The organism is Proteus sp. TJ1640 (genome assembly GCF_003144445.1).
Classification (GTDB): Bacteria; Pseudomonadota; Gammaproteobacteria; order Enterobacterales; family Enterobacteriaceae; genus Proteus; species Proteus penneri.
This window is the reverse complement of sequence record NZ_PENY01000004.1, coordinates 514-1,136: the sequence shown is the minus strand read 5'-3', so window position 1 is coordinate 1,136 and position 623 is coordinate 514. Positions and strand designations below refer to the sequence as shown.

At 42.2% G+C, this 623-nt stretch carries 1 pseudogene; it reads left to right on the top strand.

Features of this window, described 5'->3' with window-relative positions:
* A pseudogene (locus tag DK861_RS01125) lies at positions 1-607 on the top strand (hypothetical protein); the annotation flags it as partial.
* Positions 608-623: the final 16 nt, after the last annotated feature.

Sequence of the window (623 nt, the reverse complement as noted above, 5' to 3'; positions counted from 1 at the left end):
AAGTTATGGTCCTCCCACCGTCATTTACCGTATTGATGACCACCGCTTTTTTACCTTGGAGCAATATAATGAAAGACGTGAAGGGATCACCTATTACAACAATACAAAAAATAATATCCATCAAGAAATATTACACGGCTCAGCTTGTTTATACCAAGGACGCCTAATTTGGGCAACCGAGCGCGATGATGCTTTAGTTTTCCCTGCGGTACTGAGTCGAAAAACCGATCAATGTGCAGGCACTAAATGGGGGTGTGTTAACGCTATTCTTATCACCTTGGATGGTGGGAAAAACTTTAGGCCCACAAATGGGGGGTTTGGTATTCATACTGATCATCCCGGTTACTACTCTTCTTTTTTCGATATTATTGTAACCGATGAGGGGTTTTATTTAGGAAAAACAACTGTCAGTCGGCGGAAAACTAACGATGAATTAGCCGACCCTTGGTGGCGTGTCATTTATTTTGATCCCACCGATTCTAATTATGTCCATAGCAGTTGGGGGGAAGAAAAAAGCCCTCCTGAAGACTTAAAAACCCCCTCGGGGCAAACTCGTTTTGATTGCAGTGCCCCTTCTATTTACCCTATTTCACAGGCAGAAAAATGATAAATACTAACCTCAT